A 26,456-nucleotide genomic window follows, 5' to 3' on the forward strand; every position below is an offset into this window, starting at 1 on the left:
GGAGGGGTGGAGCGCCGGATTCTTTGCTATTTCAAGCTGAAAAGCACCACCTGGCAAATGTGTGATGCAGTTCATTATTAATTGAGTTGCAGGCATTCATAAAATGCCGTATAGTATTTAATCGTTGCAAGGGAGACCTTGAAAAATAAATAAGCGCCTCTAGCTCAATTGGCAGAGCAATTGACTCTTAATCAATGGGTTCTGGGTTCGAGTCCCAGGGGGCGCACATCAAAGAAAATCCCGCTGATTCTTCGGAATTGGCGGGATTTTTGCGTTCTCCTTGTTCCTACAGGGGGACCTGTCCTCGCAGAGCTCGGACACCCTGATGTCACTACGGACGACACCGATTCCTCAGGTGGTTTCTGCAGGTTGGGCAGGGGCGCGTTATCCCGCCGGTTTGTTGGGGTGCACGGTAGTTTCGTGTGCACCCCGTGCCTAGCGAACCGGGTGGGGAGGGTTGTCACGGTTTGGTCTGTTGCTTGGCGGCTTGGTGTTTGGGCCGTCGCATTTCAGACTATACATAACCAGGGTGAGAGCCTAGCCTAAGACTGCGGTAAACTGAAAGTTATGACTGCAACTCCGTTCTACATCACCACCGCCATCTCCTACCCTAATGGCAACCCGCACATCGGCCACGCCTACGAAACCATCGCAGCCGACGTGCTAGCCCGCTTCAAGCGCCTCGACGGCTTCGACGTGCGCTTCATGACCGGCACCGACGAGCACGGCCAGAAGATGCAGACCACCGCAGAGAAGCTCGGTAAGACCGCTAAGGAACTTGCCGACGAGAACTCCGCACGCTTCAAAGCAATGAACGATGCGTTGAACATTAGCTATGACCGCTTCATCCGCACCACCGACCCCGACCACTACACCGCATCCCAGGCCATCTGGAAGCGCATGGAAGAAAACGGCGACATCTACCTTGACAAGTACGCCGGCTGGTACTCCGTACGCGACGAAGCCTACTACGCAGAAGATGAAACTGAAGTGCGCGACGGCCAGCGCTACGCCATCGCCACCGGCACCGAAGTCGAATGGACCGAAGAAGAGTCCTACTTCTTCCGCCTCTCCAAGTACGGTGACAAGCTCCTTGAACTCTACGCTAACGAAGGCTACGTCTACCCCGAATCGCGCCGTAACGAGCTGATCTCCTTCGTCAAGGGCGGCCTCAACGACCTGTCCATCTCCCGCACCACCTTCGACTGGGGCGTACCCGTACCCGGCAACGACAAGCACGTCATGTACGTGTGGGTTGACGCCCTCACCAACTACCTCACCGGCCTCGGCTACCCCGATACCGACAACGAACTGTTCACCAAGTACTGGCCGGCCGACCTGCACCTCATCGGTAAGGACATCACCCGATTCCACTCCATCTACTGGCCTGCATTCCTGTGGTCTGCCGGCCTGGAGCTACCCAAACGCGTCTTCGGCCACGGCTTCCTGCTCGTGAACGGCGAAAAGATGTCCAAGTCCGTCGGCAACGTCGTCGACCCCGCAAACCTCGTCGACGCATTCGGCCTGGACGCCGTACGCTTCTTCCTCATGCGCGAGGTATCCTTCGGCCAGGACGGCTCCTACTCCGAAGAGTCCATCATCAACCGCATCAACTCCGACCTGGCAAACAACCTCGGCAACCTCGCCCAGCGTTCCCTGTCCATGGTCGCCAAGAACTGCGGCGGCGCGGTGCCCACCCACGGCGAATTCACCGAAGCCGACCGCAAGATCCTCGACGAGGCGGCAGCCCTCTACAAGCCGGTCCGTGCAGACTTCGACGAGCAGGCATTCCACCGCGCTTTGGAACGCATCTGGACTGTGCTCGCAGACACCAACGCCTACTTCGCAGAGCAGGAACCCTGGACCTTGCGCAAGAACGGCGAACTCGACCGCATGAACACCGTACTGTACGTAACCCTCGAAGTCGTACGCAAGGTCGCCCTGCTGCTGCAGCCCGTCATGCCCGACGCAACCGCCAAGCTGCTGACCCTGCTCGGCGTACCCGAAGGCGACGCACGCCAGTTCGCAGCCATCGGTACCGCGCTCGTGCCCGGCACGGAACTGCCCGCACCCACACCGGTGTTCCCCCGCTACGAAGCGCCCAAGGCATAACAACTGCCTGAACACTAGTGGACAGCGCCTGAGATAGCGCTGCAATGATAGCGCTATAACGGATAGTCTATGAAAGCCTCCGGCTTCCCCACCCCAGACGGGGGAGGAGCCGGGGGTTTTCGCATATATAGGTACGGGTACGAGGCAGAGAAGCAGGGGTAAGGGAAGCGGGGTAAGGATGCACTGTGAGAACGCCGATTGAGCCGCCACTCATCCTTAAGGATGAGGCCTGCATCCAGCCCAGCCCGGCACAGGCTCAGCTCAGCCCGCGGAGTTAGTGGGGCACTCTGAATCCATAGATAAAGACCCGGTGCCCACCCACCAAAATCAACCTGGAGGATGAGAAAAAACCACTAGTCAGCGCCACGCTGTGTGAAATAATTTAAGCATGACTACGACAACTCATCACGCACAGACGGCACAGCCTGCCGTCTCCGCACGAAACCTTTCCAAAACTTACGGCATCGGTGAAGCCACTGTCCATGCCCTCAACAACGTCTCCGTTGACTTTGAGCAGGGTAAGTTCACCGCAATTATGGGTCCTTCCGGTTCCGGTAAGTCCACGCTGATGCAGACCATCGCAACCCTGGACACCCCCGACCCGAACCCGGCGACCTCCATCCGTATTGGCGGTACCGAGCTCTTCGGCCTGAAGGACAACGCCCTCACCGAGTTCCGCCGCGAACACATCGGTTTCATCTTCCAGGCGTTCAACCTGGTGCCCACCCTCACCGCGGGCCAGAACATTGACCTGCCTCTGGGCCTTGCCGGTAAGAAGCCCGACCCGCAGTGGCGCGACTACCTGGTCAAGACCCTCGGCCTGGAAACCCGACTCGACCACCGCCCCGAACAGCTCTCCGGCGGTCAGCAGCAGCGTGTCGCCATCGTGCGTGCCCTGCTTGCACGCCCCGAAGTGGTCTTCGCCGACGAACCGACCGGTAACCTCGACTCCAACTCCGGTGCCGAGGTGCTACGCCTGTTGCGTGCCGCCGCAACCGACCACGCACAGACCATCCTCATGGTTACCCACGACGCAAACGCCGCCTCCTACGCAGACCGCGTGGTCTTCATCAAGGACGGCATGGTCGCCGGTGAAATGATCGAACCCACCTACGACGCCGTCCTTGGCGCAATGGCACAGCTGGAAGGTCGATAAGCCGTGGCAACCACATTGAACACGGTGGCGCGCTCCAATCTGCGCGCTTCCAAAGGAAAATACATCCTCACGGGCATAGGCATCGCGATCTCATCCTTCTTCATCGCCGCCATTATGATGCTCACCAACTCGCTGCAGGCGACCGTTAACTCCTCCGTGGGTGACGTGCTCTCCCGCGCCGAGGCGGTCGTCGCCTCCGCCGCCACAACCAGCGACGGTAAAGACAGCACCTCTATCTACCTGACTCGTGACCAGATTCAGAAAGTAGAAAAGAGCGATCTGCTCTCCGGCTACTGGGTACAGTACGCTGTCACGGGTTCGATCGGTACCGGCGACCAGAAAACTCCCGTGCAGTACAACCAGCTGCCCGCCGACTCGAGCCTCTTTCCGTACAAGGTACAGGGCAAAATCCCCAGTAGCGACCACGAAATCATGGTCTCTACCTACTTCGCGAAGAAGCACAACCTCTCGCTGAACGGCAAGGTCACCAGCACCGACGTTGTAGAATCCGTCAGCGCCCCCGGTACTGACAAGACCGCCGAATACACCGTCGTCGGTCTGTTCGACCCCGGTTTTGAAGGCTCCACCACCAACCAGGCTGTCTTCATTGGCGGCACCAGCCTCGGCGAAGCCACCCTGAAAGCAGCCGAGACAGAAAACAAGAGCTCCGCGGCAGGCTACCGGAACATGGCTGGAGCGAACCTCATCTACCTCAAGTTCAAGGACGGCGTAACCGACGCCAAACTCAAGAGCCTGCAGGATACCCTCAGCAGCGGCGACACCAAGAACGACCCGCGCGTCATGACCGGTCAGAAGCTGCTGGAAGACTACCAGAAGAGTATCTCCACGGTCTTCACCTCCATTAGCGTGGTCCTGGGTGCCTTCGCGGCACTGGCTCTGTTGGTTTCCTCCTTCGTCATCTCCAACACCTTCGCGGTGCTGGTTGGCCAGCGCATTCGTGAACTGGCTCTGCTGCGTACCCTCGGTGCCCGCGGCGGCTCTCTCGTACGGATGCTACTCGTCGAATCCATTACCGTGGGCGTGGTGTTCTCCCTCATCGGTGCGCTGCTGACCTACCCGGTTGGCGCGCTTGTTGGTGCAAACCTCACCACCATCATGATCTCCTACTCGATCACCCCGATTCTGGTGAGTGTGCTCCTCTGCACCATCGTGACGGTTCTGGCGTCACTCTCCCCGGCACGAAGCGCCCTGCGCATCTCGCCCATTAGCGCAATGAGCGAACACACTAACCGCGAAGTCAGCAAGCCCGGCAAGATCGGCCCCATCATCGGTGCCCTCTTCGCCATCGGTGGCGTGGTCGCTGTTGTGGCTGCACTCGATAAGGCAACCAGCACCGAACGTGACGGTAACTCCGCGATCTTCCTCGGCATGCTCGCCGCACTGCTGCTCGGTATTGCGGTCTTCCTCATCACCCCGCTGGTACTACCTCCGCTGGTACGGGCCCTCGGCACGGTTACCCGCACCCAGACCGGTAAGCTTGCGCTCGCCAACGCTCTGCGTTCGCCCAAGCGCACCGTCTCCACCGGCCGTGCTGTGCTTGTCGGCACCCTGGTCGTGTCGATTGTGCTGACCGGCTACACGGTTCTGAGCGCATCGTTCGTCAAGGCACTGGATCAGCAGTACCCGATTTCTGCGCAGGCGAACTACAGCTCGTACGACCAGTCTGAGGCTGCCTCCACGGTGACCAAGGCGGAGGATATCGCCTCCAAGGTCAAGGGCATTAAGAACGTTCAGGCATCCGCTGTTGGTTACGCAGCCGGTGTGGTTGACTACACCGTCGAGTACGAGGGCCAGACCGCCAACCAGAATTCCGATCTGGTGGCGCTAAGCTCCTCCGATCTGAATGCAATCCTGCCCGACGAAAACTCGAACCTTGCTGACGACACCGTGCTCGTGCCGCAGGGGCTCTGGAAGTCCGCTGGATTGAATGAGTCCAGCCGTCTGAAGGCGCGCGGCCCGCTAGGCGAAGTGGAACTCAAGCCCGTCAAGTCCGCAACCAAACAGAACCTGCTGATTGTCAACCCTGCCACCGCCGCTAAACTACAGGATGCCAAGAACCCGCAGGTAGTTGCTAACCCCGCCGCTGAGGAAGCTCAGAAGCGCCTGGAAGAAGCAATCGCGAGCGGTGACCAGGAAGCTCAGACAAAGGCAGCACACCTGACTGTCACCAGCCAGGCACGCGGTAACGACACCGTCATTCTGGTGCGTGCGGTATCCCCGCTGACCAGTAGCGAGAACGTGACCCTGCAGACTGAACTGAACCGTGCCAGCCCTGACAGCTCCTTCACCGGTGGCTTGCAGGAACGCCAGACGTTTGACCAGCTGCTGACCGTCATGCTGACCTTCACCCTGGTGATGCTCATGCTCGCAGTGGTTATCTCCATCATTGGTGTGGCGAACACGATGACCCTGTCGGTCAACGAACGCCGCCGTGAGAATGCGATGCTCCGCTCGCTGGGTCTGTCCCGCAAGCAGCTGCGCCGCATGATCTCCATTGAGGCGATTCTGATTACGCTCGCCGCAGTGGTGCTCGGCATGATTGCCGGTACGGTCATCGGTGCGGTCTCCGCGAAGATTGTGATGGCTGCCGTAAGCTCCAGCGCCCCGCTCGTGCTTGACCTGCCGTACATCTGGTACGTGGTCATCCTCATTGTGGGTGTACTCGCCGCGATGCTCGCTTCGGCGCTGCCTGCGGCTCGTTCGGCTCGCATGTCCCCGGTTGAGGGTATGCGCGGCTAACCCGGCATAGTCACAGTACCCGGCAAACCCGGATACTCAGCGTGAGATAGTAAAGCCCCGGAGGGTACCTCGATTAGGAGGCGCCCGCCGGGGCTTTACTGTGCTCTCAGGCTCTTGGAGCAGACCTGTAGCCTGGCTTTGCGCGTATGATGGGTGTATGAGCACTAGCCACCCCAATCTGCGTCGCGGGTACACGCTACCCCATGAAGCGGAGGTTCTTCAGATCCTCCGTGATGCCGGTGTGCGCCGTGCCCGACTCTTCGGCAGCGCTGCCCGCGGTGAGCTGACCGAAACCAGCGACCTGGATTTTCTGGTGCAGATGCCGGGTGTAGCCCCTTTTGATGAGTTCATGCAGATGGTGGATGCTCAGCACCGCATTGAACAACTGACCGGCCGTAGCGTTGATATGGCTACCCAATTGCGCCCCCGCATCTATGCGGAAGCAGAACCGGACATGGTGGAGCTGCCGCTATGAAAAGCTCGCTTGATGACTTCTCTCTGATTCTTGAGTCAGCTCAGCGTATCTACGCTTTTACGCCCGAGCGATATGAAGACCTGATAGACGGCTCAAACGGGGTGGTCCAGGACGCGCTCTGCATGCGCTTTCAGGTCATTGGCGAAACCCTCAATAGAATTCGTTCAAAATACCCAGAAGATTATGAACGGTATGAACGGGCTGAGTGGCAGTACCTCATTGCTATTCGTAACATCATTTCTCACAGCTATGTGAGTGTTGATTTTGCTGTCCTATGGGACGTCGCCCGGAATAAGTTGCCTGAGCTGATGAGCGACTTTGAACGAATCATCGACGCGATACAAGAAATCACCTAACTAATAGAGCCCCGGAGGGTGCCTCGATTAGGAGGCGCCCGCCGGGGCTTTGCTGTGTCCTCTAGCTTGCCGTGCTCTCTAGCCTGCCGTATTCCTATATATTAGGGAACGGCTACTGGGCAATACCCGCCTCATACGCCATAATGACCGCCTGCACACGATCACGCGCACCCAGCTTCGCCAACACATGCGACACATGCGTCTTCACCGTCGCCTCCGAAAGTACCAACTCCCGCGTAATCTCCGCATTCGACAAGCCGCGCGCAATCAGACCCAGCACCTCAAACTCACGCGGTGACAACTGCTCAATCAACTCGCGATGCGGATAATCCGCAACAGGCTCAAAGCTCGCAGAATCAGCCGGAATAAACGTCGCCTTAGGAATCTCAGGACCAGCAGCCGGGGGAGTAGCCTGCACAGACTCGGCGGCAGGAACAACAGACTCGGTAACAGGAGCGGCAGGATCGGGAAAATCCAGCACCGGAATCATCTGCTCCAATAGACGGCGAGTCGCAGACGGCGCAATCACCGCATCGCCGCGGTGCACCGTACGAATCGCCTCCAGCAGCTGCTCCGGCGGAGTGTCCTTCAACAAAAAACCGCTCGCCCCGGCACGCACCGCCGAATACACGTACTCATCAATATCGAAAGTCGTGAGCATAATAATGCGCACCCGCTCATCTTCGGAAATTTCACGCTGGGTGTCACGCTCCAGAATGTGGCGCGCCGCCTCTAGCCCGTCGCAGTGCGGCATGCGCACATCCATGAGGATGACCTGCGGTGCCTGCCCCTCAGAGACCATGCGGTCAAAAACGTCAATAGCCGCCAGGCCGTCATCAGCTTCCATGACGACCTGCAGGTCCGGCTGGGAGTTGACGAGCATGCTCAGACCGCCGCGCACCAGGCGCTGGTCGTCAACGAGCATCACGCGGATCGGCTGGGCGTTCTGCGGTACGGAAGAGTACATAGTTTCAATCCTAGTCACAGTGGTGGGGTAGAGGAATAAGAGGAGCGAACAGGGTATAGATGTATTAGAGGTTGCGGTAGGGGAGCGTTGCCTCAACGAGCCAGCCGCCATCGGGTTGCAGACCGTAGGTGAGGGTGCCGTGGTAGAGGGCGATGCGCTCGCTCATGCCGCGCAGACCGTTACCGCTACCGGGTACCGGGCTGCTGGTGTGCTGATTCGAGGCTGAGGTCGAGACAGAGGAAACAGCAGAAACCGGGTCGTTCTGCACCCGCATGTGCAGACCGTCCTCACCCCAGTGAATAGTGACGGCGGTTGCCGCGCCGGGGGAGTGCTTGAGCGCGTTGGTGAGCGCCTCCTGCACGGTTCGGTACGCCGCCAGCTCGGCACCCTGCGGCAGGGTGCGCGCCATGGTGCCGGTGATTCCGGTGAAAGTGACGGGTAGCCCGGCGCGGCGGCTCTGCTCCACGAGGGCGGGTACATTGCTGAGGGTGGGCACGGGCACGTAGGAGGTTGCCTCGTCTGTGCGCAGTAGCCCGAGTAGGGAACGCATCTGGGTGAGGGAGTCGCGTGCCGTATCTGCGATGAGTTCGAGGGTCTGCTCCGCAATGTCCGGTGCGCTCTGCAGCTGAGCTTGACCGGGCTGCTCAACCTGCTCTTCCAGTTGCGTTTGCTGTGCGCGTGCGGTGCGGGCGCTTGCGGCGGCGTAGCGTGCCCCATCCGCCTGAGAAATAATGCTGGACAGTGAGTGCGCCACAATATCGTGCATTTCGCGGGCAATGCGGGTGCGTTCGTCCTGTGCGGCGAGGCGGCGTTCCTGTTTCTGCTCGTATTCGAGGCGGCGGGCGCGTTCTTCGAATTCTTCGCTGCGCAGTTCGCGCATGCGGCGGGAGTCGCCGAGGAACCAGAAGACGGTGAAGATAGATCCGCAGAGTACGCCGAGCATCAGGGAGATGAAGATGCGGGCGGGTATGTCGTCCCAGTGGTAGAGGAGTGAGAGTAAGGTCTGTACGGTGACGGCGAGTGCGCCGACCCAGCCGAGAATGAGGGAGCGGAAGCGGGCGCGGCGGGCCCAGTGCCTGCCGGTGTGGTATGCGGCGAGGCTGACCGGCGGGTAGCAGGTGATGGCGAGTGAGTCGGGGAAGGGAGACAGGAGGGTGATGCAGAGCGCCGCGATGACCACGTAGATGCTTCCGTAGGGGAAGCGGTAGCGGAAGTAGAGTGCGGTGGTGCTGCAGACCGCGGAGATGACCGGGATCCAGCCGTAGCTGTTGATGAAGGCAGTGGAGAGCACGCAGCAGAAGAACTGCATGTGTGCGACGACGATGACGTTCATCCAGCCACGTTTGTCTCTGAGGTAGCTTTGCACGCGGCTGGAGGCAGTGATTGCGTCAGCGGGCAGGTCGCTGTTTTCTGAGCTGCCGCGGGTATTCGTTACGGCGTAGCCGGGTTCGGCTGTTGCTGTGCTGTGTTGTGGGTTCTGCTGGGATTCGGTGTACTTGAGGGGCATATTTCCAGTGTATCGAGGTGGTGTAGCTTACCTGGCGTCCGAGCCCTGCATTGATAGCACAGCGATTTGGCAGACTCGCCCCGCAACCGGCGGTATGGACTACGGCAACGGCGGCGTCGGTGGCGAGCAGCCCCTGCTGTACAGCAAGGGCTAACATCTACGGTGTTCTGAGCTTTACCAGCAGAACAAGCAGGAGCCCTTCAGCTCCTCCACCGCTGGCGATAAGGGTGGCTCCGGCTTCGCACAGTTCGGTGGTGCTGGTGGCTCCTACGTGGCTCCCGGTGTTTTCCGGCGGTACTATCGAGTCCGCAGGCAACGCTCCGACCGCTCGTGGCGCACGTGGTAACGGCTACGTCAAGGTCTCCCTCTGCAAGCGCACCGCGTAATTGCATAGACCCTTAGGGCTCTCACACTGAGTGAGAAATCATAACGATATTCCCCGGCTGATTATTCAGTCGAGGAATATCGTTTTAACCGGTGGGATCTGAACGCCACAAAATCCAGAACCCCCAGAATTCAGGAGGTGTTGCCGGGCAGGGATAGGGATTAGCCCAGAGTCTGAGACCCCGCCCGTACACTCTACCGCCCACCTGCGGCGCGTATTACGGTAGAGGCATGACTGAAGCACGTAGCATCGACCTCGCCGTTATCCCCGGTGACGGCATCGGCCCCGAAATCATTACCGAAGCCCAGCGCATCCTCGCCCGCGCCTGCGAGCTCGAAAATATCACCGTGACCCCCACCCACTACAAGCTCGGTGCTGAGCACTGGCTGGAAACTGGTGAAACTCTGCCCGACTCCACCATGGACGCCCTCAAGCAGCACGACGCGATCCTCTTTGGTGCCATCGGTGCAGACCCGCGCAGCGGCAAGATTCCCTCCGGTCTCATCGAACGCGAAATGCTCCTGAAGCTGCGCTTCGCCTTTGACCACTACATCAACCTGCGCCCCTCCCGCCTGTACCCCGGTGCAGTTTCTCCGCTTGACAACCCCGGAAACATCGACTTCGTCGTCGTGCGTGAAGGCACTGAAGGGCCCTACATCGGCAACGGCGGCGTTATCCGCGGCGGCACCCCCCACGAAATCGCCACCGAAGTCTCCCTTAACACCGCACACGGTGTGGAGCGCCTAGTGCGCTACGCCTTCGAGCTGGCTTCCACCCGCCGCAAGAAGGTCACCCTCGTGCACAAGACCAACGTGCTCACCCACGCAGGCCGCCTCTACAACCGCTACTTCACCGAAATCGCGGCTGAATTCCCCGAGGTTGAGACCGACTACCTGCATATTGACGCCACCACCATCTTCATGGTCACCGACCCTGCCCGATTCGACGTGATTGTCACCGATAACCTCTTCGGCGACATCATAACTGACCTCGCCGGTGCAGTGACCGGTGGTATCGGCTACGCGGCAAGCGGCAATATTAACGCCGTCGGCGAGTTTCCCTCCATGTTCGAGCCCGTACACGGCTCCGCACCGGATATCGCCCGCCAGAACAAAGCAAACCCCACCGCCGCAATCCTCGCCGGCGCGATGCTGCTGCGTCACCTTGGTCACGATGCTGCCGCAGCCCGCATTGAGGACGCTGTCGAAGCAGATATGCGCGAAAACGGCGCGAGCATGCGCGGAACCGATCAGGTCGGTGCAGACGTGCTCGCACGCCTCGGTTAAAATCCACGCGGCTAAAACTTATCAGCCGTAGCAGCTGAATGCGAAACACCCGTGAAGCCCGGAAGGAACATACCTTCCGGGCTTCACCTGTTCATATCCTGAATGGGAGAAAAGGCGCACATGCGGCAAACGCATCTTTCCGGTACTCTAAAACAGGTCAGGCACACCCGCCCGGCACCTCGGCGGTGGACACCATCCACCACTAGCTTTGATGCATCCGACTAGCACAGACCGCTAGATGCACCATCTGCCCCGTACGACAACGCGCCCGGCGGCACACACTGGTCCCTCGCCCCGCCGCGAGAACCGCCACTCAAAGAACGCCCACAGAGGCAACTAGACGAAGAGGAACGCAGAACGATGGCCATCGAATTCAGCCACGAAGCAAACCAGTCACCAGCCACCGCCGAACGCCGCACTGAAATCCTTGCAAACCCCGGCTTCGGCGACTACTTCAGCGACCACATGGTCACCATCGACTGGGAAGGCGACTACAAGACCGGCGGTACCTGGTACGACGCACGAGTTCATCCCTACGGCCCGCTCGTCCTTGACCCCGCAGCATCCATCTTCCACTACGGTCAGGAAATCTTCGAAGGCATTAAGGGCTACCGCCACGCTGACGGCTCCGTATGGACCTTCCGTCCCGAGAAGAATGCGGCACGTTTCGCGAACTCCGCACGCCGCCTCTCCCTGCCCGAACTGCCCGAAGAACTGTTCATCAAATCCCTGCGTGAACTCGTGAAGGTCGACGAAAACTGGGTACCCACCGGCGACGGTGAAGCCTTCTACTTCCGACCCTTCATGATCGCAACCGAAGCGTACCTCGGCGTGCGCCCTGCAAAGCACGTGCAGTACCACGTCATCGGCTCGCCCGCAGGTAACTACTTTGGCACCCCCGAACCCGTAGACATCTGGCTCTCCACCACTTACGCCCGCGCAGGCGAAGGCGGCACCGGTGCGGCAAAATGCGGCGGTAACTACGCAGCATCCATGATTGCCCAGACCGAAGGCGAAAAACACGGCTGCAAGCAGGTCATCTTCAAGGACCCACACCGCGGCGACGCCATCGAAGAGCTCGGCGGCATGAACGTCTTCTTCGTCTTCGGCAAGGAAAACAAGATCGTCACCCCCGAACTGACCGGCACCATCCTCGAAGGCGTGACCCGCTCCTCGCTGATTCAGCTCGCCAAGGACCGCGGCATGACCGTCGAAGAGCGCGCCATCACCCTCACCGAATGGCGTGAAGGCGTGGCAAACGGCGACATCACCGAAATCTTCGCCTGCGGCACAGCGGCAGTGGTCGCCCCCATCGGCAAGCTCAAGGCTGAAGACTTCGAAATCCCGGCACCCACCGAGCACTTCGGCGAAATCTCTAAGAGCCTGCGCGAAGAGCTCGTCGGTATTCAGCTGGGCACCGTTGAGGACCGCCACGGCTGGATGACCTGCCTCATCTAAACGTTCAACAAACGTAACCCGCGAAATCCCCGCAGGATGCCCCGCCCGACCCCGCACGTCGCGCGGCGAGTAGCCCGCGGGGATTCGCTGTACCCGGTAAATGCTGTGCCCGGTCAATAGTGCGTGCGGCGTTGCTACCCCGAAGATAGGGGAGGGGAGGCGAACCCCACCCGCCGCCCCGCCCTCGAAGGCTGGTACCCTAGAAGGTATGCGTATTGCACGATTTACCGTAAATAATGAGCTCCACTTCGGGCTGGTAGAAGGCGATGCAGGCGAAGAAACCCTGCGCGTGCTCGCCGGAGACCCCTTCTACTCGGGTATCGAACAGACCGGCACCACCTACCGCATCGACCAGGTGCGCCTGCTCGCCCCGATCATCCCCCGATCCAAGGTGATTGGAGCGATCGCAAACTGGGCAGGAACCGAAGCACCTGCCTCCCCGCAGTTCTTTCTCAAGCCCAACACCACCGTCATTGGTCCCGGTGACCCCGTGACCCTGCCCGAGTATTCCGAAGCTGTCAGCGCAGAAGGTGAACTCGCCGTCATTATCGGTCGTATCGCCAAGTCTGTGCCTCTTGAGCGCGTGCACGAAGTCATCTTCGGCTACACCGTAGCCAACGACCTCACCGCCCGAGACCTGCTCGAAGACCGCCAGTGGACCCGCGCCAAGGGCTTCGACGGCTCCACCCCGCTCGGCCCCTGGATCGAAACCGACCTGGACACCGACTCGCTGAATATTACCACCTGGGTTGACGGCGACGTCGTGCAGGAAGGCAACACCTCCGAAATGCACTACTCTGTAGCCGAACAGGTTGCCGCGGCCTCCGAAATTTTCACCCTGCTGCCCGGCGACGTACTGCTCACCGGCACCCCCGCCGGCATCAGCGTACTGCGCGACGGCAACGAAATAGAGGTCGAAGTCGAAGGCATCGGCTCTCTCGTCACCCGCGTGCGCGACTAAGCTGACCGCGCCCAACAACGTAACGTACATCCTGAAACACACCGTTAAGGAGACATCATGACCGAATACCACGGTCCCGTACTCAACAGCCCCGCAGACACCCGCGTCCGCTTCTGCCCCTCGCCCACCGGCACCCCGCACGTGGGCATGGTCCGTACCGCCCTCTTCAACTGGGCGTACGCGCGCCACACCGGCGGCAAGCTGATTTTCCGCATCGAAGACACCGACGCGGCACGTGACTCCGAAGAGTCGTTCAACCAGGTGCTCGAATCCCTGCACTGGCTCGGCATCAACTGGGATGAAGGCGTTGGCGTCGGCGGCCCCCACGAGCCCTACCGCCAGTCCGAGCGTAAGACCGCAGGCATCTACAACGAGATCTTCGCAAAGCTCGTTGAAGGCGGCTACGTGTACGAAGACTTCTCCACCCCCGACGAGGTGAAGGAACGCCGCAAGGCAGCCGGTCAGGACCCGCAGCTCGGCTACGACAACTACGACCGCAACCTCACCGAAGAGCAGAAGGAAGGCTACCGCGCAGAAGGCCGCAAGCCCGTGTGGCGTCTGCGCATGCCCGATGAGGACATCACCTTCAAGGACCTCGTTCGCGGCGAAATCACCTTCAAGGCAGGCACCGTACCCGACTACGTGGTCGTCCGCTCCAACGGCGACCCGCTGTACACCTTCGTGAACCCCGTCGACGACGCACTCATGGGCATCACCCACGTGCTGCGTGGCGAAGACCTGCTCTCCTCTACCCCGCGCCAGATCGCGCTATACCGCGCGCTCATCGACACCGGCGTGACCAGCTTCATCCCCGAATTCGGCCACCTGCCCTACGTCATGGGCCAGGGTAACAAGAAGCTCTCCAAGCGTGACCCCGAGTCGAACCTCTTCCTGCTGCGTGACTCCGGCTTCATCAAGGAAGGCCTGCTGAACTACCTGTCGCTGCTGGGCTGGTCCCTCTCCGCAGACCAGGACGTCTTCAGCATCGACGAGCTCGTCGAGCACTTCGACGTGCACGACGTTGTTGCCAACCCCGCACGCTTCGATGTGAAGAAGGCAGAGTCTATCAACGGCGATCACATCCGTGCGCTCGATCCCAAGGACTTCCGCGACCGACTCATCCCGTATCTGCAGGCCGCAGGCGTACTCGGCGAAACCCTCACTGAGCGTGAAGAGCAGGTCCTCACCGAAGCTGCCCCCCTCGTTCAGGAGCGTATGCAGCTGCTTGGCGAAGCACCCGGCCTGCTCGTATTCCTCTTTAAAGCTGACGAAGAAATCAGCACCGCAGACGATGCACGCAAGCAGCTCAAGGAATCCGCACCGCAGGTTCTTGCCGCCGCTATCGAGGCTCTGGAGCCCCTCGAGGACTTCACCGCAGCCAACATTGAGGGAGCCCTGCGCGCCGCAATCGTCGACGGCCTGGCAATCAAGCCACGCCTCGCATTCGGCCCCGTGCGTATCGCAGTGTCCGGTGAGCGCATCTCCCCGCCTTTGTTCGAATCCATGGAAATCCTGGGCAAGGAATCCTCCCTCGCACGCCTGCGCAAGCTTGCCGCTGAACTGAGCTAACCATGAAACAGCCGATCATGGGGAAGGCGCTGCTGAAGGGCTCCATCATGGCGCTCACCAACGCCTGCATTATCTGGCTGTTCGCCTATATTGCTGGCTTTGACCGCTCCGTGTGGATGGTCGTCATCATTATTGCCGCTGCGGCGCTCGCCTACGTGACCGCATTCCTGGAGGCACGCGCCATGCAGAACGCGGTTCACGGCGGCGACGTAAGCACCTCCTCGTCTGTTGTTGATTCTTCGGACCCTTCGGACGAAGAAGAGGAAGAGAGCGACGACTTCGTGGACCCGGGCCCCGACCCGGAGGCGGGCGACTTCGACGCTGGAAGCTCCAGTAGCTCCGACTACTCTGGCGGAGGCGACTCCGGTGGAGGCAGCGACTAAGCTCTAGCTACTCTTGATGCAGCTACTCTCTGCGTAGCTACATGGCGTAGTTACTCATGGCGCGCGCTCGCAGGCACCTCAGGTGTGTGTGGCGCGTACTGTGAGAGCCCGGCGAGAACCCACGTTTCAAGAGAATCCCCTTATCCAGCGGGAATCAGAGGACCGAAAAGTCTGAAGAAACCCGGTGGATAAGGGGATTTTTTATAAATTTGAGAATATTTTTTGTGATGGGTATTTCCTGCAAGACTGCTAGTCAGTATATTTTATGGGGGTTAATCTGGTTCTATCTGGGGGAGTGCGGCAAGAATTTAGTTTGCGTACCCCAGTAAAGACTCGTATAGTAGTACCTGTTGTTGCGACGAACTGAAAAGTTCAAAGCGAAAACATGCGGTTGTAGCTCAGTTGGTAGAGCACCACCTTGCCAAGGTGGATGTCGCGAGTTCAAGTCTCGTCAACCGCTCCACTGAAGCCCCGAGGTTCGCCTCGGGGCTTTTTCGTTGTCTCTGGGTTTTGTTGTCTGCAGAAGTTTTAGCTTTTGAAGGCGTGGGTTGGGAGTGAGATAGAGGTCTTGTGATCTTCTCGAGGTGACTGCTTGGGTGAGCTGACTGTCTGGCTATCTGATTTTCTGCCTGACTGACTGTCCGAATACCCGGCTGTCGGGAGGTGGTGCAGAAAGAAAAAATCTTCAAAAAAATTTGAGATGCAAAATGTGCGGGGGAGAGACTAAAGCTGCTCTCTGAGCTCCCTTGAAGCTGCTTTGAGGGGTGAAAAGTGGCCCCAAAACCTTCTTTTTGAAGAAATTTAAAAAACTTTTTAGCCCTAAAAACCCCGGAAATACGCGGAATTGGCGGGTGTAAAGCCGTGAATGTGAGACGTCTCTCCAGGTTTCGGCTTGCACGCCTCCTGAAAGACCCGTATAGTTATTACTCGTTCCGGTGAAAAGCCGAAAGGCAAGAAGCGGAACGGTAACTCAGTAGAGTAATGGGATATGGTGTAATTGGCAACACGAAGGTTTCTGGTTCCTTTGTTCTAGGTTCGAGTCCTGGTATCCCAGCTAACCTCCTAACAGAGGTTGCGGCCCCATCGTATAGCGGCCTAGTACTCCGCCCTCTCACGGCGGCAACACCGGTTCAAATCCGGTTGGGGTCACCACTAGGAAATAAGCCCTCAGTCTTCTGACTGGGGGCTTATTTATTTATTCGGCGAAACTGGTTTTAGATTCTACGGTGCCGCCGTGTACTCATCGAAACTCAAGTGGCTTCTCGGCGGGGAGCAACACAGGAATAAAAAGGGGGTGGCGCGCAAAATTTGACCTTCATGCCAAGCCCCGGTATAGTCTTATCCGTAAGCGTGATTGGCGCAGTGGTAGCGCGCTTCGTTCACACCGAAGAGGTCACTGGTTCGAACCCAGTATCACGCACCAATAACCCCCGTTTCAAGGAACGGGGGTTTTATTATGCCCACCGGTATTTGTGCCCACAAACAGTACAAACTCAGCCGCGGACACAACCACCCGAGAATGAGGTACCCCGTGACAACACCCGAACTCGCCGCAGCCACCGACTACGGACGCATGTACGCACGCGTCCGCGGAGGAGAACCCCTCGTCCCCTCCATCACCACTGTCATCGGGCAGCACACCAGCGATCTCAGTGGCTGGCACGGGTATATGGCAGCCAAAGCCGCCCTCGAAGACCAGCGCGCATACCGCGCCACCGGATCCCACGGCCTCAAATTCGCCATCATCCGCGACGCAGCCAGCGCCTCCGAACGATACCGCGACGCAGCTGCTGCCCGAGGGGACCGCGTCCACAACTACGCCGAAGCAGTCGCCCTACGCACCATGGGACGCGAACACAACTTCGATGAAAGCCGTGAACAGCTCATCATCAACGGGGAACAAGCCTACGCTGACCGCTTCGACGAATGGTGGGAAGCCTTCAAGCCCCGACCCCTCGCTGCCGAAGTTACCATCTGGAACGAAACCGTCGGCTACGCGGGCACCCTCGACCTCGTCGCAGAGATCGCAGGTCGAACCTGCATTATCGACTACAAAACCAAGGGCACCGACAAACGCGGTCGCGTCAAAGCACTTGACGAAAAAGTCGTTATGCAACTCGTCGCCGGACTCAAAGCCGAAGAATCCCTCCTCGACCCCGACGAAGGCACCTGGGAACCCTGGAAATACGGCGACGCACCCGTCCTCATGGGCGTGGCACTCGGCGAAACGCAGGTGTTGCCGCAGCAGGCAAACCCCGCCGTACTCGAACGCAACTGGTACAAGTTCTGCGCCCTGCGCCGGGTCTGGGAATTCGATCGCCAGGTTCAAGAATTTGAAGACCCCGCGCTCATGCCCGTAGTACCTCCGCCCGCGGCATAGATCAGTACCTCCGCCCGCGGCATAGATCAGTACCCCCGCCTGCGGTATAGGGGAGAGGCTGTAACCCCCGGGAGGTGAGGCTCAGTCCTCACTCCAATGCCTCGATTCGTTCTAGATTCGCGCTACTGAATCGGCGACAATAGAACAATAGGCAGAACGGCACGCTCCCACTGGGAAAAACCTGCTGGGAAAACCGTCAGCGCAGTTCTGCCACCATTTTGAAATCCGTAAGCACATTCCCGGCACCCGCCGGCAAAGGAGAATCATGACCATCCTGAGCATCCGCACCGTAGGCGACCCTGTGCTACGCAGCGTCTGTGACCCCATCACCGTCTTCGACGACGACCTGGCACGACTCATCGACGACATGCTAGAAACCATGTACGACGTGGGTGGCGTGGGCCTTGCTGGCCCGCAGGTTGGCATCTCCAAGCAGATTTTCACCTTCGGAGGCATTGACGACCGCGAGGGCTACATCATCAACCCCGTGCTTGAGGTCGGCGAAGAAAATCAGGAAGGTGGCGAAGGTTGTCTGTCCGTGCCCGGTCAGAAATCCGCGACCCCACGCAAGAACTGGGCGCGCGTGACCGGCGTGGACCGACACGGTGAACCCCTCGTGCTGGAGGGGGAGGGCCTGTTCGCGCGCATGCTGCAGCACGAGACTGACCACCTGCATGGCAAGCTCTTCATCGACCGTCTCGTGGGTGAAGACCGGCAGCGCGTGATGCGTGCCCTGCGCGCCGCAGACTACAACACGGTCGCAGCTAAGACCGTGACCGAGCGTGCAACCCGCGTGGGCGGTGCCTTCGGTGGTGGTGGCGCCTTCGATGCCGGTTCCTCCCTCGGTAGCTTCGGAAAGTAGGCTCACATGCTCAACATTATTTACGCAGGCACTCCAGATGTTGCCGTGCCCCCGCTCGACTACCTGGCGAACTCCGATAAGGTGCGCGTGGTCGGCGTGCTCACCCGCGAAGACGCCCCCGTGGGCCGCAAGCGCGTGCTCACCCCCTCCCCGGTGGCACAGCGTGCCGAAGAGCTCGGTCTGCCCATCGTGAAAGCAAATCGTTGGAACGACGAAGCCGCCGCGGCCATTGCCGAACTGAACGCTGACGCAGCCGCCGTGGTTGCCTACGGTGCCCTGCTGCCGCTGCCCGCGCTCGAATCCCTGCGATACGGTTGGGTCAACCTGCACTTCTCCAAGCTACCCGCATGGCGCGGTGCCGCCCCCGTACAGCGCGCTCTCATCGCCGGTGAGCGGGAAATTTTCTCCACCACCTTCCTGCTCGAAGAAGGCCTGGACACCGGCCCCACCTTCGAACAGGAATCCACCCCCGTAGCCGCCGACGACACCGCAGGCACCGTGCTGATACGCCTCGCCACCAGCGGTGGCGCACTGCTTGAACGCACCTTCGAACGCCTCGAAGCGGGCGAGAGCGGCACCGTGCAGGTCGAGGACGAGTCGGTCAGCTACGCCTCCAAGATGAGCATTGCCGACGGCCGCCTCACCTGGACCGAACCCGCCGAGCAGATCCTGGCACGCTTCCGCGGCGTGACCCCCGAGCCCGGCGCATGGTGCGAACTGGGAGAAAACCGCTTCAAGATCGGTGGTCTGGCGGTTGCCGACGAGCGCCTGGTACAGTCCCTGACCGAGGCGAACAGCGGCCCCCTCGCACCCGGTGCGGTGCGTCTGCACGCGAAGAAGGTACTGGTCGGCACCGGTACCGAACCGCTGATGCTGCTGCAGGTTCAGCCTGCCGGTAAGAAAATGATGGATGCGCCCGCGTGGGCTCGCGGCGCTGGCAAGGACATGGCGGAAGGCCTGGTGGTACTCGCATGAGCAACGAAAAGCGCCCCTACAAGGGTGGACACGGCAAGTCCGGTCACTCCGGTAACGGCAAGTTCAACCAGGGCAAGCCCAATCAGGGTGGCGGCCAGGGTTACGGCCAGGGTGAGGGCGGTGCGAAGCGTAAGCGTCGCCGCCGCTCCGGCTCGGGTGCTGATGTGAGTGAGCAGAACCGCCAGCAGTCTCAGAACTCCGAGCGCACTCAGAATCAGCGTTCGCAGAATCAGCGCTCTCAGAGCCGCCCGCAGAAGTGGGATGACAACTCCCGCCCCGAATCGCGCACCGGTCGCCGCTTTGACGGCCTGACCAGCGTCGAACGCGCCGCACGCCGCGCCAAGACCGAGCACGACGACACCAAACGTGGTGGTGGTGGCACCTCCCAGCGCAATAAGAGCGGCCACGAACGCAACCGCCGCTCCATGTCTGCCCGCGAATTCTCCGCTGCGGCACCCTCTGCACGCGCGCGTACCGCAGACATCGCACGCGCAACCGTCTTCGACGTACTGCGCTCCGTGGCGGAATCTGACGCCTACGCGAACCTCGTGCTACCCAAGACGATTCGTAGCTACCGTCTAGACCACCGAGACGCAGGCTTCGCAACCGAACTAACCTACGGCACGCTACGCCACCAAGGCACCTACGACGCAATCCTCAGCCGCTGTGTAGATCGCTCCATCGAGAAGGTCGGCACCACCACCCTTATCGTGCTGCGCATGGGCGTGCACCAGTTGCTGAACATGCGCGTTCCCGCCCACGCGGCACTGAACCAGAGTGTGTCCCTGGCACGCGAAAAGATTGGTGCGGGCCCGGCAAGCTTCATCAACGCGGTGCTGCGCCGAGTCTCTGAACGCACCCCTGAAGAGTGGTACGAACTCATCATTGAGGACGCGAAAGACGACACCGAGCGCATGGCACTGCTCGCCTCGCACCCCGGCTGGATTGTGCGTTCCATGCGCCAGGCACTCGTCGCGCATGGCCGCCCCGCCTCCGAAATTGAGCAGCTGCTCGAAGCGGACAACCTCGCCCCCGTGGTCAACCTGGTTGCACTGCCCGGTCTGGGTACCCTCGACGAGGCACGCGACCAGGGCGCCGTCGACGGCGAACTGGTTGACGGGTCGGCACTGTACGCCTCCGGCGACTTAGCGCGCCTGGAATCCGTACGTGAAGGCACCGTCCGCGCCCAGGATGCCGGTTCCCAGCTGGTAGCACGCGCGCTCGCCGCAGCACCCCTGGACGGCGCCGACACCGCCTGGCTCGACCTGTGCGCAGGCCCCGGCGGTAAAGCGGCGCTGCTCGGCGCGCTCGGTATTCAGCGCGGCGCATCCCTGGTCGCCAACGAGGCGGCACCGCACCGCGCTCAGCTTGTGGAATCCTCTATGCGCCCCCTTCCCGAGGACAGCTACACGGTACTTACCGGCGACGGCCGCCAGATCCGTGAGACCCTGCGCAGGAACACCTCCGACCTGCCCGGCTCCATTGAACCCGGTCAGCTGTTCGACCGCGTCATGGTGGATGTGCCCTGCTCCGGCCTGGGTGCCCTGCGCCGCCGCCCCGAAGCACGTTGGCGCAAGTCCCCGCGCGATATTGCAGAGCTGCTGCCCCTGCAGCGTCAGCTCTTGGATGCAGCGATTGAGGCGACCCGCCCCGGCGGCGTCATCGCGTACGTGACCTGTTCCCCGCACGCGGCAGAAACTCAGAACATTGTGGCTGAGGTGCTCGAAAGCGGCGCGGTCAGCCTGCTCGACTCCGCCGCCGCCCTGCGTGAAGTTGCCCAGCACACTGAAGGCGCGAAAGGCGAACCCGTGAGCGTACTAGTGGGGGAGAAGGACCCCGGCCACACCCCCGAGATCAAGGTCAAGAAGGGTGCCCCGGACGTGAAGGCTTCTCAGAACCCGACCACGGCACAGCTGTGGCCGCATGTGCATGGAACCGACGCAATGTTCCTCGCCCTGCTGCGCAAGAACTAGCCGCTTCACCGCCTAGCATCATTCGCCATACGGCACGGATTTGAAAGGAACCCCATGGGTATTGCCATTAACCCGTCGATTCTCTCGGCGGATTTCGCGAACCTGCAACGCGAGCTGGAGCGCATTTCCACCGCAGACGCCGCGCATATTGACGTGATGGACAACCACTTCGTCCCCAACCTCACCTGGGGCCCACCGGTGGTCAAGCGTCTGCGCGAAATCTCCCCGGTGCCGTTCGATGTGCACCTGATGATTGACGAGGCCGACCGCTGGGCACCCGAATACGCCAGCATGGGCTGCGAATCGGTGACCTTCCACGCGGAGGCGGCTATCGCACCCATCAAGCTGGCGCGAACCCTGCGTGCTGAGGGTGCGAAGGCAGGTATGGCGCTACGCCCGGCAACCGCCGTGGAACCCTACTTGGACATGCTCAGCGAACTGGACATGCTGCTGATTATGACCGTGGAACCGGGCTTCGGCGGCCAGGCGTTCCTGGACGTAACCCTGCCGAAGATTGCCCGTGCTGCCAAGGCGATTGAGGGCGCGAACCTGCCGGTGACCGTACAGGTGGACGGCGGCATCACCGAAGAGACCATTCTGCGTGCTGCGGAGGCGGGCGCAACCTGCTTCGTTGCCGGCAGCTCGGTCTACGGTGTGGACGAGGCGCTCGGCGGCCCGGAGGCGGCCATCGCCTCCCTGCGTGCGGCGGCCGCATCGGTCAAGCGCTCCGGCACCGATTGTGGCTGCTAGCGGTACTCGCCGATAACGGTGTAGGCCAGTAATGGCGCCCGGCATCTATAAAACCCCGCACCTATAAAACCTCAACGCCCCGTTGCGAAGACTGCACCCCGTCGCGGTTCTTTGCAACGGGGCGTTTTGCATGTCTTGCTTTTTGCCCACCGTGGTTTTATAACGAGATAACGGTGAGGGAGAGACACTCATTTAAGCGACATAGTGTCAGCAAGACAGTGACAAAGAGTGAAATATGTTAACCCGCCGAATTCCGCGGCAAACCTGGGCATCCTGACGGTCGGAGAATGCAAACTGAATACGTCTTGATGTAACACTCAGATATCTGTAAGGTTAGGTATAGTTTAGTTATATCTAGGGGGAACTATGCCTTTCAACCAAACCGATCTGACCGACACCGAAAACCACGGCGCATCGGGCGTTAACCGCCGCGCCTTCTTCGGCTTGGCGCTTGCCTCCTCGGCTGCTCTCGCCCTCGCGGCATGCAGCAGCGAGACCACCACGACCACCACTTCCGGCGGTTCCACCTCGGGCGGCAACGGCGGCACCCGAACCATCAAGGATATCGACGACGAGAACGTAGAAGTTCCCGCCAGCCCGAAGAAGGTTATCGTCCTCTCCGAACCCACCCTCGACGGCCTGCTCGCCCTCGGCGTGACCCCCGCCGGTTCGGTCTCTGGCCGCGGCCAGTCCGGCGTACCCAACTACCTCGCCGACCGCGCCAAGGACGTGCAGATCATCGGCACCGTCGCCCAGGTCAACTACGAGCAGATCGGCAACCTCGAACCCGACCTGATTCTCGTCGACTCCACTGGCGTGGACAAGCGCTCCGATGCCTACGAAACCCTCAAGAAGATTGCCCCCGTGGTCTACTGCGGCTACGCGGGTGGCGACTGGCGAATCAACTTCCGCAACGTCGCCAACGCCATGAACATGGTCGACAAGGGCGAAGAAGTCATCAAGGCATACGAGGCAAATGCCGCGGCGCTGAAGGGTCAGCTCGCCCCCAAGTACGGCGACAAGACCTTCTCTATCGTCCGTTGGGCAGGCAACGGCCCCGCCCTGATTCTCAAGGAACTGCCCGCCGGCCAGGTGCTCAACGACCTGGGTCTTAAGCGCCCCGAGGCGCAGGACCGTAACGGCCAGGGTCACTCCGAGCCCGTCTCCCTGGAGAACCTGGCAACCATCGACGCGGACTACATGTTCCTGGGCACCCTCGGCGGCGCAAGCCAGCAGAACCCGAACGCGCAGGGCTCCGCAGGTCTGCAGGGCGCCGAAGAAGCACTGAATAAGGCGAAGGAAACCTCCGGCTTCACCAACCTGAAGGCCGTCAAGGACGACCACGTGATTCTCGTGGACGGCTCCAAGTGGACCTCCACCGGCGGTCCGCTGCTGCTCGAGGGCATTATCGAAGACGTCAAGAAGGCGCTTCCGCTCTAAACATCCCGTTCTGAACACTCGGTGAAGCAATCACACGCTGAAGCTTCCGCCACACCCCTTCCCACCGCGACCTGAAAACCGCGGCGGGAAGGGGATGCACGACCCACCACACCATCCTCAAGGAGCACAATGACCGAAACTCGACCCGTGCGCACCGCAGCCCGCTACGGTGCCGTCGTGGCTCTCGCCGGCGCGCTCATCACCCCTGGAGCAGCGCTGACCGGCACCACTCTCGCATTCGCGGATTCCAACCTGCCGATTGGTATCGCCTCGGACCCGGCGGCGACCCCGTCAGCCTCGGCTACCCCTAATGCTGCTCCCTCTGATGAGCCGAGCAAGACCGCTGAGCCTACCCCGTCCGCGTCATCGAGTATTCAGCCGACTAAGTCTGCCAGCTCCAAGACAGCGAACCCTGTGAAGGCACGTGTGACCATCTCCACCGAAAAGTGGCGCGAAGGCAAGATTGTGGTGCGCGGTGAAGGCTTCGTGAGTAATGCCCCCGACCGCGGCGCCATATTTGCGGTCAAGTTCCTGGATGCCCTCCCCGATAAAGCACACCAGGCCATTAATCCCCTGACTAAGGAGGGTGGCAACTCGCCTGCAAACTTCATGGCAATTGCCAATGAAGACGGTACCTTTGAGGTTGAGGTTCCTCTGCCCACCACCGAAAACACCGGTTTGAGTGCCGAAAAACTGGTGGAGGCAGGCTGGGCTACCGAAAATTCCGAGCACAACGTGCAGATCCTCTCCGGTTCCTTGGGTGGAGCAGATGAGCAGGGTAAAAACTACGACCGCGGCGTGTCTATTCGACAGAAGATTAAGCTCAGCGACAAGGCTCCGGAGTACGCCCCCGGTGACGCACCCGAGCCGGTCAACGCCTCCGAACTGACCGCTGGTAATGGCGTGCAGGTGAGCCGTGACGGCTCCACCGTGACCGTGACCGTGCCGAACGCTGAACCGGGCACCTGGGTGTACGCCGCGACCTATCTCGGTAACTCCCCGCAGACCCTCTACGGCTCCGGCTGGAAGCGCCTGGATAACAACCGCAGTTTCAGCTACGAGACTAGCGGAACTATGTCTCCCACCACCTACCGAGTGGTTGTGCACAACGGTAATCAGGATGCTGAGAATGCCGTGCTTGGTTTTGCTGACATAACTATCGAGCGTGTCGTGGCACCCCGCGAGGATGTATCCAATGATGACCAGGGCTCCTACGATGTGGAGCCGTCACTCGCCACAGTTGTTACTCCCGCCGAACCTATTGTGAAGCGAGTGCAGGCTAAGGCGAAGGAAGCAGCTCCCCAAAGCGCTGCCTCGACGCCCCAGGCTAATGCGAGTGTTAAAGCCATCAGCTCACCTTCTGCTTCTGCCTCGCCGCGTTCGAATGCAAGTGCTACCTCCAGCCCTACGGCCCTGACTGCGCAGGGGCCAACCATTGAAGGTACTGAGCTAACCGGTATGACCAAGTGGCTAGTCAATAACGCCAACAACCTGCTGCTTTCGGCAGCTGGCTTGGTGATTCTGACTACGGCTCTGGTGTTGCGTACCTCCAAGAAGTAAATTTTCTGACTGCACACTCACACCGGCACCGGCTCACCCCCCCCTGGAGAAGGGGTGCGTAAACCGGGTGCCCCTCCGACTACTTGGGTTCAGATATACAGCGTCGCTCCGTTGTTTCTGCTACGGACCGGAATATCCAGAGATGAACCTGGCAAAGATTTGAAAGGACAACCATGCGTGCACCTTTTTCGGGAACCCCGAAGGCATCCCTGACCTCTAAGGCACTGACCGCCTGCGCCGCCGCAACCCTGGCACTGGGCCTGGGTGTTGGCACTGCATCCGCTCTGCCTCCGGGTGGTGCGAAGGCATCTACCGATAACACCTCCTCAACCGTTTCCCCCTCTGTGAGCGAGCACGGCGTGATTTCCTTTAGCGTGAGCGGCTTCCCCGCGAACGCTGTGGTGTCCGTGAAGGTGGACGACGGCAACCTGTGCCCCTCCAATGCGGCTCAGGGCGCTTGCGTGGTGCATCAGCAGAAGACCGATGGCAACGGTAACGTCTCCGGTTCCTTCGTGCTGCCGGATGTAGGCCCTGGCACCCACACTCTGCGTTTCCTCGCTTCCCGTGAGAAGCGTGACAAGGACGGCAAGTACCTGGGTACCGAGGCGTACAGCAACCGCAGCCCCGAGTTCACCGTGGTGGGCGAGAACGGTTCTGAATCTTCTAACTCTTCCTCTCGTCGTTCGGGTTCTGATGATTCCGCAAACTCTCAGAGTGATGAGTCGAATGCTGAGGCTGAGACTGTGTACACCGACGCTGACGGCAACACCATCACCAAGGAGGAGTACGACCGCCTGAACGTGGAAGCTGACTCTTCCGCTGCGCCGGCTGCTTCGGCTTCTGCAAATGCCCAGAAGAAGGCTACCGCTTCGGCGAGCGCATCTTCTTCGGCTGTTGCGCGCGGTAATGCGTCGAACCCGAGCGCTTCAGCTTCGGGCGCGGCTAACACCGCATCCACCGTTCAGACCGTGACTTACGGTGCTGCGTTCCCGTGGATTGGCGTGGTGGTTCTGGGCGTAAGCGTTGTGGGTGCCGCTGCGTTGCTGCTGACCCGTAAGCGCTAAGACTTAACGTCGGATGCGGGTGGGGGAGTAACCCACCCGCTCCGGCGTTTCTCTCATTATCTACCGGTGTGCCGGGT

At 60.5% G+C, this 26,456-nt stretch carries 22 protein-coding genes and 5 tRNA genes; 25 read left to right on the forward strand and 2 right to left on the reverse strand.

Annotated elements, in window-relative coordinates; genetic code table 11:
- Positions 1-153 precede the first annotated feature (153 nt).
- The 6 genes from ACUXHH_RS03340 (at position 154) to ACUXHH_RS03365 (ending at position 6,859) form a co-directional block, all read left to right on the forward strand.
- Positions 154-226, forward strand: a tRNA-Lys gene (locus tag ACUXHH_RS03340).
- A gap of 341 nt (positions 227-567) precedes the next feature.
- A complete protein-coding gene (gene metG, locus ACUXHH_RS03345) occupies positions 568-2,112 on the forward strand; it encodes a methionine--tRNA ligase (protein WP_458390818.1) in 1,545 nt (514 codons plus the stop codon).
- A gap of 388 nt (positions 2,113-2,500) precedes the next feature.
- Positions 2,501-3,268 carry an ABC transporter ATP-binding protein gene (locus tag ACUXHH_RS03350; protein ID WP_279740285.1) on the forward strand — a complete coding sequence of 256 codons (768 nt, stop codon included), beginning with the start codon at positions 2,501-2,503 and terminating at the stop codon, positions 3,266-3,268.
- Positions 3,269-3,271: 3 nt separating this feature from the next.
- Positions 3,272-6,028, forward strand: coding sequence for an FtsX-like permease family protein (locus ACUXHH_RS03355; RefSeq protein ID WP_458390819.1), 2,757 nt, complete (start codon positions 3,272-3,274; stop codon positions 6,026-6,028).
- 157 nt (positions 6,029-6,185) lie between these two features.
- Positions 6,186-6,503 carry a nucleotidyltransferase family protein gene (locus tag ACUXHH_RS03360; RefSeq protein ID WP_279754195.1) on the forward strand — a complete coding sequence of 106 codons (318 nt, stop codon included), beginning with the start codon at positions 6,186-6,188 and terminating at the stop codon, positions 6,501-6,503.
- Positions 6,500-6,859 carry a HepT-like ribonuclease domain-containing protein gene (locus tag ACUXHH_RS03365; RefSeq protein WP_279754194.1) on the forward strand — a complete coding sequence of 120 codons (360 nt, stop codon included), beginning with the start codon at positions 6,500-6,502 and terminating at the stop codon, positions 6,857-6,859. Before ACUXHH_RS03360 ends, ACUXHH_RS03365 begins: the two co-directional genes overlap by 4 nt.
- Before the next feature lie 112 nt (positions 6,860-6,971).
- Here ACUXHH_RS03365 and ACUXHH_RS03370 read toward each other — a convergent pair whose 3' ends face one another.
- Together ACUXHH_RS03370 and ACUXHH_RS03375 are read right to left on the reverse strand one after the other, a co-directional pair.
- Positions 6,972-7,826: a response regulator gene (locus tag ACUXHH_RS03370; RefSeq protein WP_458390820.1), complete on the reverse strand. Its 855-nt coding sequence runs from the start codon at positions 7,824-7,826 to the stop codon at positions 6,972-6,974.
- Between the two features lie 64 nt (positions 7,827-7,890).
- Positions 7,891-9,333: a histidine kinase gene (locus ACUXHH_RS03375; RefSeq protein ID WP_458390821.1), complete on the reverse strand. Its 1,443-nt coding sequence runs from the start codon at positions 9,331-9,333 to the stop codon at positions 7,891-7,893.
- Between the two features lie 7 nt (positions 9,334-9,340).
- Here ACUXHH_RS03375 and ACUXHH_RS03380 point away from each other — a divergent pair, with 7 nt between their 5' ends.
- From ACUXHH_RS03380 to ACUXHH_RS03470, 19 genes are all read left to right on the forward strand, one after another.
- Entirely contained in the window at positions 9,341-9,487 is a 147-nt protein-coding gene (locus tag ACUXHH_RS03380) for a hypothetical protein (protein WP_279740275.1), read from the forward strand.
- A 73-nt stretch (positions 9,488-9,560) separates the two neighbouring features.
- Positions 9,561-9,719: a hypothetical protein gene (locus ACUXHH_RS03385; protein WP_279754190.1), complete on the forward strand. Its 159-nt coding sequence runs from the start codon at positions 9,561-9,563 to the stop codon at positions 9,717-9,719.
- 229 nt (positions 9,720-9,948) lie between these two features.
- Positions 9,949-11,004 (forward strand): 3-isopropylmalate dehydrogenase, encoded by a 1,056-nt coding sequence (locus ACUXHH_RS03390; RefSeq protein ID WP_279788868.1) that lies wholly within the window; start codon positions 9,949-9,951, stop codon positions 11,002-11,004.
- A 360-nt stretch (positions 11,005-11,364) separates the two neighbouring features.
- Positions 11,365-12,462, forward strand: a complete 1,098-nt coding sequence (locus tag ACUXHH_RS03395) for a branched-chain amino acid aminotransferase (protein ID WP_458390822.1) — start codon at positions 11,365-11,367, stop codon at positions 12,460-12,462.
- Between the two features lie 208 nt (positions 12,463-12,670).
- Positions 12,671-13,423, forward strand: a complete 753-nt coding sequence (locus ACUXHH_RS03400; protein ID WP_279754188.1) for a fumarylacetoacetate hydrolase family protein — start codon at positions 12,671-12,673, stop codon at positions 13,421-13,423.
- A gap of 57 nt (positions 13,424-13,480) precedes the next feature.
- The gene (gltX, locus tag ACUXHH_RS03405) at positions 13,481-14,992 is read left to right on the forward strand and encodes a glutamate--tRNA ligase (RefSeq protein WP_279754187.1); all 1,512 of its coding nucleotides are present in this window, start codon (positions 13,481-13,483) and stop codon (positions 14,990-14,992) included.
- A 2-nt stretch (positions 14,993-14,994) separates the two neighbouring features.
- Positions 14,995-15,375 (forward strand): hypothetical protein, encoded by a 381-nt coding sequence (locus ACUXHH_RS03410; RefSeq protein ID WP_458390823.1) that lies wholly within the window; start codon positions 14,995-14,997, stop codon positions 15,373-15,375.
- A 387-nt stretch (positions 15,376-15,762) separates the two neighbouring features.
- A tRNA-Gly gene (locus tag ACUXHH_RS03415) sits at positions 15,763-15,838 on the forward strand.
- 519 nt (positions 15,839-16,357) lie between these two features.
- Positions 16,358-16,429 (forward strand) — tRNA-Gln (locus tag ACUXHH_RS03420).
- Between the two features lie 22 nt (positions 16,430-16,451).
- Positions 16,452-16,527 (forward strand) — tRNA-Glu (locus ACUXHH_RS03425).
- Between the two features lie 196 nt (positions 16,528-16,723).
- Positions 16,724-16,798: transfer RNA gene (locus tag ACUXHH_RS03430), tRNA-Val, on the forward strand.
- A gap of 108 nt (positions 16,799-16,906) precedes the next feature.
- The gene (locus tag ACUXHH_RS03435; RefSeq protein WP_279754185.1) at positions 16,907-17,755 is read left to right on the forward strand and encodes a PD-(D/E)XK nuclease family protein; all 849 of its coding nucleotides are present in this window, start codon (positions 16,907-16,909) and stop codon (positions 17,753-17,755) included.
- A 265-nt stretch (positions 17,756-18,020) separates the two neighbouring features.
- A complete protein-coding gene (def, locus tag ACUXHH_RS03440; protein ID WP_279788876.1) occupies positions 18,021-18,617 on the forward strand; it encodes a peptide deformylase in 597 nt (198 codons plus the stop codon).
- Between the two features lie 6 nt (positions 18,618-18,623).
- Positions 18,624-19,592, forward strand: a complete 969-nt coding sequence (gene fmt / locus ACUXHH_RS03445) for a methionyl-tRNA formyltransferase (RefSeq protein WP_458390824.1) — start codon at positions 18,624-18,626, stop codon at positions 19,590-19,592.
- Positions 19,589-21,565: an RsmB/NOP family class I SAM-dependent RNA methyltransferase gene (locus ACUXHH_RS03450; RefSeq protein ID WP_458390825.1), complete on the forward strand. Its 1,977-nt coding sequence runs from the start codon at positions 19,589-19,591 to the stop codon at positions 21,563-21,565. Before fmt ends, ACUXHH_RS03450 begins: the two co-directional genes overlap by 4 nt.
- Before the next feature lie 54 nt (positions 21,566-21,619).
- Entirely contained in the window at positions 21,620-22,315 is a 696-nt protein-coding gene (gene rpe, locus ACUXHH_RS03455; protein ID WP_279788881.1) for a ribulose-phosphate 3-epimerase, read from the forward strand.
- Between the two features lie 366 nt (positions 22,316-22,681).
- Positions 22,682-23,755: an iron-siderophore ABC transporter substrate-binding protein gene (locus ACUXHH_RS03460; protein ID WP_279740254.1), complete on the forward strand. Its 1,074-nt coding sequence runs from the start codon at positions 22,682-22,684 to the stop codon at positions 23,753-23,755.
- Between the two features lie 129 nt (positions 23,756-23,884).
- Positions 23,885-25,315 carry a hypothetical protein gene (locus tag ACUXHH_RS03465; protein WP_279740252.1) on the forward strand — a complete coding sequence of 477 codons (1,431 nt, stop codon included), beginning with the start codon at positions 23,885-23,887 and terminating at the stop codon, positions 25,313-25,315.
- A 173-nt stretch (positions 25,316-25,488) separates the two neighbouring features.
- Positions 25,489-26,379 (forward strand): plasmid partitioning protein, encoded by an 891-nt coding sequence (locus ACUXHH_RS03470; RefSeq protein WP_279740251.1) that lies wholly within the window; start codon positions 25,489-25,491, stop codon positions 26,377-26,379.
- Positions 26,380-26,456: the final 77 nt, after the last annotated feature.

It is taken from the genome of Rothia sp. 110740021-2 (assembly GCF_054263775.1).

Excerpts from the sequence above, each read along its gene's own strand:
- metG (WP_458390818.1), top strand. The coding sequence starts at position 568 with ATGACTGCAACTCCGTTCTACATCACCACCGCCATCTCCTACCCTAAT.
- ACUXHH_RS03350 (WP_279740285.1), top strand. The coding sequence starts at position 2,501 with ATGACTACGACAACTCATCACGCACAGACGGCACAGCCTGCCGTCTCC.
- ACUXHH_RS03360 (WP_279754195.1), top strand. The coding sequence starts at position 6,186 with ATGAGCACTAGCCACCCCAATCTGCGTCGCGGGTACACGCTACCCCAT.
- ACUXHH_RS03365 (WP_279754194.1), top strand. The coding sequence starts at position 6,500 with ATGAAAAGCTCGCTTGATGACTTCTCTCTGATTCTTGAGTCAGCTCAG.
- ACUXHH_RS03370 (WP_458390820.1), bottom strand. The coding sequence starts at position 7,826 with ATGTACTCTTCCGTACCGCAGAACGCCCAGCCGATCCGCGTGATGCTC.
- ACUXHH_RS03375 (WP_458390821.1), bottom strand. The coding sequence starts at position 9,333 with ATGCCCCTCAAGTACACCGAATCCCAGCAGAACCCACAACACAGCACA.
- ACUXHH_RS03390 (WP_279788868.1), top strand. The coding sequence starts at position 9,949 with ATGACTGAAGCACGTAGCATCGACCTCGCCGTTATCCCCGGTGACGGC.
- ACUXHH_RS03395 (WP_458390822.1), top strand. The coding sequence starts at position 11,365 with ATGGCCATCGAATTCAGCCACGAAGCAAACCAGTCACCAGCCACCGCC.
- ACUXHH_RS03400 (WP_279754188.1), top strand. The coding sequence starts at position 12,671 with ATGCGTATTGCACGATTTACCGTAAATAATGAGCTCCACTTCGGGCTG.
- gltX (WP_279754187.1), top strand. The coding sequence starts at position 13,481 with ATGACCGAATACCACGGTCCCGTACTCAACAGCCCCGCAGACACCCGC.
- ACUXHH_RS03410 (WP_458390823.1), top strand. The coding sequence starts at position 14,995 with ATGAAACAGCCGATCATGGGGAAGGCGCTGCTGAAGGGCTCCATCATG.
- def (WP_279788876.1), top strand. The coding sequence starts at position 18,021 with ATGACCATCCTGAGCATCCGCACCGTAGGCGACCCTGTGCTACGCAGC.
- fmt (WP_458390824.1), top strand. The coding sequence starts at position 18,624 with ATGCTCAACATTATTTACGCAGGCACTCCAGATGTTGCCGTGCCCCCG.
- ACUXHH_RS03450 (WP_458390825.1), top strand. The coding sequence starts at position 19,589 with ATGAGCAACGAAAAGCGCCCCTACAAGGGTGGACACGGCAAGTCCGGT.
- rpe (WP_279788881.1), top strand. The coding sequence starts at position 21,620 with ATGGGTATTGCCATTAACCCGTCGATTCTCTCGGCGGATTTCGCGAAC.
- ACUXHH_RS03460 (WP_279740254.1), top strand. The coding sequence starts at position 22,682 with ATGCCTTTCAACCAAACCGATCTGACCGACACCGAAAACCACGGCGCA.
- ACUXHH_RS03465 (WP_279740252.1), top strand. The coding sequence starts at position 23,885 with ATGACCGAAACTCGACCCGTGCGCACCGCAGCCCGCTACGGTGCCGTC.
- ACUXHH_RS03470 (WP_279740251.1), top strand. The coding sequence starts at position 25,489 with ATGCGTGCACCTTTTTCGGGAACCCCGAAGGCATCCCTGACCTCTAAG.